Source organism: Desulfuromonas sp. CSMB_57, from assembly GCF_020194955.2.
Lineage (GTDB): Bacteria > Desulfobacterota > Desulfuromonadia > Desulfuromonadales > Syntrophotaleaceae > JAFCIY02.
In genome coordinates this window covers 1-4,036 of record NZ_JAFCIY020000083.1, presented here as the reverse complement: position 1 = coordinate 4,036, position 4,036 = coordinate 1, and the positions used below count along the sequence as shown (strand labels likewise).

The following is a 4,036-nucleotide window of genomic DNA, read 5'->3' as shown; positions in this document are numbered from 1 at the left end:
GGGTGATGCAGAGGACGCCGAGGACGGTGGTTTCTTCCTGCAGGCCGCCGCTGTCGGTGAGCACAAGTAACGTCCCCTCAAAGTCTCCTGGGGTTAGAAAAATGTGAAAATATAAAGGGCGTCCCGCTGAATGCCCCGCTGAATGCCCCCACGTAGATGTTTTCCACCTAGCCCCAGATGACTCACGCTAAGCCTCCATTGACGCAACCTTTTTCAACAATGTCCCATTCAGGGTTCCATTTTGGCTTTATGTGTGATGCATTTGTCCGTCAGATGTTCGATGACTACCGGAGGTCGGTTGGGAAAATGTGCGACAAGTTCAAGTTTTCCCCCCATCGCCTCTACATAACCGCGTAGGGTTGACAGGAGCATATCGCTACGCTTTTCCAGACGCGAAACGCTATCCTGGCCTATATGCAAAGCTTCCGCCAAATTCTGCTGCGTCTTTTCCATCGCTTGGCGCAAATCCTTCAGTGTTGCAAGCTCCGCAGCCCGTTCCTCTATTTTCACACGCCTCTCAGAAGGTAGACTATCGAGAATTTGATCAATTTTTCTTGCCATGTTTGCCTCCTTTTCCGTCCGGTTGTTCCGTGGCAAGCCTTGCCAAATAGTTGCGATAGCGTTCGTCAGCAATATCGATGAGCCGCTTGTAAAAACGACTCTTGCCAACGCCCCCTTTATCGCCGCCAGCCAAGAGAATCGCCTGTCGTTTGGGGTCGAACACAAAAGCAACTCGCCAGACCTCTCCCGCCCAGCCGAAGCGCAGCTCTTTCATGTTGGAGAATTGCGACCCCTTGAGGGTATCGACGGTAGGTCGCCCGAGGTTGGGACCGAACTGTTGCAACATAAGTGCATGGGCAAGGATCTCATCCTGAAGACCCTCGGCCATTTCTTTAAACTCCGCATCAAATTCATCACAAAAAATGACTGACCACACCATGGCTTAATTATGCATCCAAATACATATGTAGTCAAATGCATATTATTATCGCAGGTACGCATGTCCGCCGGACCTATCCTGCCCATCTGAGCTTGTTCAGCTGGGGAGCTTTGCCTCTCGGTACATCGAAGACGCCATCCGACAAACTTCTGACCCGGCCCTAAAACCCGCCGGCCCGTAAGTCTTAGAATCTCCGAATGTCAAGCCGGACCCCATTACTCATACTCTATCTATTAATGCAAGACAATAATTAAGTATGGATGTCCCCGGAATTCATACTGCGAAGTCTCCTGGGGTGAGCAAATGTGAAAATATAAAGGGTGTCCCGCTGAACTGATAAGGGGCGTCCCGCTAAAGACTTATGTATCACATCAAGGTATCAAGCCCCTTACGATCCAGAAGGTTAAGCAGTTTCAGCGATGAACCGCTAGGGTGTTTTTCACCAATCTCCCACTTCTGTACGGTAGAGAGACTGGTATTGAGAATTGAAGCCAGCACCGCCTGGCTGATCCGGTACCGTTCCCGCAGTGAACGTATCTCATCCGCGGAATAGGGAGGAATCGGTTTCAGGCAGAGTGCATCATAGCGCCGCAATGCTCGTTTATCGATAAAGCCCAGGTCATGCAGATCCAGGGCGGTCTCATGCACCGCTTCAAGGATTCGGTTCTTTTCAGCTTTCACATGTTTCATGGCTTACCTCCAGGAGATTCCCGCTATCGAGCGCTTCAGCGATCTGTGCTGCAGTTAATGCCAGCAGATCCCTGGCGAGCAATTTCAGCGCTTCCAGTTCCTTCGCGCTGACATTCCCCCGATCATGTTTCTCAAATCCGAAAACGAATATCCATCTATCGTCACGATTCGTTGCCAACAACGTCCTCGTGCTGCCACGCTTTCCCTGCCCCGGCAAGGCGACTCGCTTCTTCACAACACCCCCGCCAAGGTCGGCATCAATCAGTCCATTGCTCATCTCGATAAAAGCATGGAATAAAGCCCTATCCGACAATCCCGCTTTCCTTGCCCAGCGATGGAAGTGTCGGGTTTTTAGTAACATGCATGACATATCATATCACCCAGTCCTATAGTTTTCAAGAACCAGCGTTTATCCTTGGAAGTACTCTGAGTGACTGCAGAGTACCTGATGCCCTGCGGTAAGTAAATTGATTTTTTAACATTTACCAATAATAAGTTATTTCCTCACAACGATAGGTCAACAATCCCCCTACGTCACCTCAAAGATGGCTTACCTTGGAAACTATCCAGGCCAAACCCAAACCAAGTTCGCCGGTCCCGGCCGGCAGCCGGCCTACTTTCTTTGCTCGTCCAATAGAAAGTTGGCAAAGAAACAACGTAAGACCGGCTAACGCCCTATGGCATTCTCGGGGAAACGGTGTGATTTCGGACCGTTAGCGCATTGGACAGGGGGCGCGTCTGCGAGGTTCGCTCTTGCGGGCGGTGGCGGTGCGACAACGGCACTGCCCCCCTGTTGCCAACACCGGCGCTGCAGATTACGAGGAAACCAATACGCAGAAACAGGTCGTGGCCGCTGTCAGAAAAGGTCAGAGGCCGAACGGGACGCGACCCGCCGGTCTCGACGTTCCCCCTACCCCTCGCGCGCCACCAGAATCTCCACAATCCGCTCCGCCGCATGCCCATCCCACTTTTCCGGGATCCGCCCGGCCCGGCCCTGCCGGTTCAAGATCGTATTAAGCATGGTGTCCCCCGAACTCGAATCGTTTATGTTTAAGAGGACTTGGGGGCCAAGATTTTTCCTTGACCCACCCATTGCACCGGGCTAAACTTAGCTAACAATCAAAAAGAAGGAGATTCCGATGCAGGTCAATATGCACGAAGCCAAAAGCCAACTCTCGGCATTGGGGGAAAAGGTTTGGAAGGGTGAGAAGGTGGTCATCGCCAAGGCCGGGAAGCCATATCTGGACATCCTCCCTCACAAGGAAGACCGCTCCCCGCGAAAGCCCGGTCGCTACAAGGGAAAAATTCGCATCACCGACGATTTCGACCAAACCCCTGAGGAGTTGATTCGCGATTTCGAGGGGAGAGACTAATGCAGCGCCTCCTCCTCGACACCCACGTCCTGCTGTGGTGGCTCGCCGATGCCCCACAGCTCGGCCCTCGCTGCAAAGAATTGATAACCGACCGTCGCAATCTGATTTTTGTCAGCGCGGCGACGACCTGGGAAATCTCAATCAAGATCGCCTTGAACAAGCTGATAGCCCCCGAAGACATGGACTCTATCGTCGAAGATGAAGGGTTTGACAAACTCCCCATCACCCTCTACCACGGCCAATTGGCAGGCACCCTCCCCCCACTGCATCGCGACCCCTTCGACCGCATGCTCATTGCCCAGGCCCAAGCAGAGGGGCTGACCCTCATGACGGGGGACGATCATATCGCCCAATACAAACTGCGCATTCGCGACGCACGCAAGTAGCCAAATTGGCGCACTTTTTTGTGGCCGCTTGGACAAAAAGTGCGGCGTCCGGCGGGACGCGACCCGCGGTCTTGATTTTGACCTTGGAACCCATCCAATCCAAAACCGGAAAACCAGGTTCGCCGGTCCCGGACGGCAGCCGGCCTACTTTCTTTGCTCGTCCAATAGAAAGTAGGCAAAGAAAACGACGTTAGACCGGCTAACGCCCTATGGTATGCGCGGGGAAACGTTGTGATTTCGGACCGTTAGCGCATTGAACAGGGAGCGCGTCTTCGATGTTCGATCTTGCCCACGGTGGCGGTGCGCCAGTGATACTGCCCCCCCGTTGCAAACACCGGCGCTGCAGGGTGGATGGAAATCTAGAACCCGGAAGCAGGCCAGGGCCTGCGTTAGGGAAAATTTCGTTATCACCGCCTCCGCTGCCAACGGAGCACCGCCGGACAAATCCTGCCCATCTGAACTTGTTCAGCTGGGGCCCTTGCCCCTCGGTGGATCGAAGACGCCATCCGGTCAACTGCTGGACCGGCGAAAAAAGACACCGCCTCCCGCGAATGCCATGCCCTCCGCAGGAGAAAGGCCCTTTTTGCTTACTTGTATAATTGAACCATAAGCACCTTACCACCTCAGGAGTTGGCAGTCCGTTTTGC

6 protein-coding genes are annotated in these 4,036 nt (G+C 53.5%); 2 read left to right on the top strand and 4 right to left on the bottom strand.

Translation table 11 applies throughout. The features are described from left to right. Positions 1-228: 228 nt before the first annotated feature. The 4 genes from JQN68_RS14370 to JQN68_RS14355 form a co-directional block, all read right to left on the bottom strand. Positions 229-561, bottom strand: a complete 333-nt coding sequence (locus JQN68_RS14370; protein ID WP_225073931.1) for an XRE family transcriptional regulator — start codon at positions 559-561, stop codon at positions 229-231. Next, complete coding sequence (locus tag JQN68_RS14365; RefSeq protein WP_225073932.1) at positions 545-940, bottom strand: type II toxin-antitoxin system RelE/ParE family toxin; 396 nt, start codon at positions 938-940, stop codon at positions 545-547. Before JQN68_RS14365 ends, JQN68_RS14370 begins: the two co-directional genes overlap by 17 nt. A gap of 366 nt (positions 941-1,306) precedes the next feature. Next, positions 1,307-1,630, bottom strand: coding sequence for a helix-turn-helix domain-containing protein (locus JQN68_RS14360; RefSeq protein WP_225073894.1), 324 nt, complete (start codon positions 1,628-1,630; stop codon positions 1,307-1,309). Continuing rightward, positions 1,611-1,991, bottom strand: a complete 381-nt coding sequence (locus tag JQN68_RS14355; protein WP_225073895.1) for a type II toxin-antitoxin system RelE/ParE family toxin — start codon at positions 1,989-1,991, stop codon at positions 1,611-1,613. Before JQN68_RS14355 ends, JQN68_RS14360 begins: the two co-directional genes overlap by 20 nt. A gap of 778 nt (positions 1,992-2,769) precedes the next feature. Between JQN68_RS14355 and JQN68_RS14350 the strand changes: the two genes are divergently transcribed. After that, the gene (locus tag JQN68_RS14350) at positions 2,770-3,003 is read left to right on the top strand and encodes a type II toxin-antitoxin system Phd/YefM family antitoxin (RefSeq protein WP_225073896.1); all 234 of its coding nucleotides are present in this window, start codon (positions 2,770-2,772) and stop codon (positions 3,001-3,003) included. Further along, on the top strand, positions 3,003-3,389 hold the full coding sequence (locus tag JQN68_RS14345) for a type II toxin-antitoxin system VapC family toxin (RefSeq protein ID WP_225073897.1): 387 nt from the start codon (positions 3,003-3,005) through the stop codon (positions 3,387-3,389). The genes JQN68_RS14350 and JQN68_RS14345 overlap by 1 nt, the downstream gene beginning before the upstream one ends. Positions 3,390-4,036 lie beyond the last annotated feature (647 nt).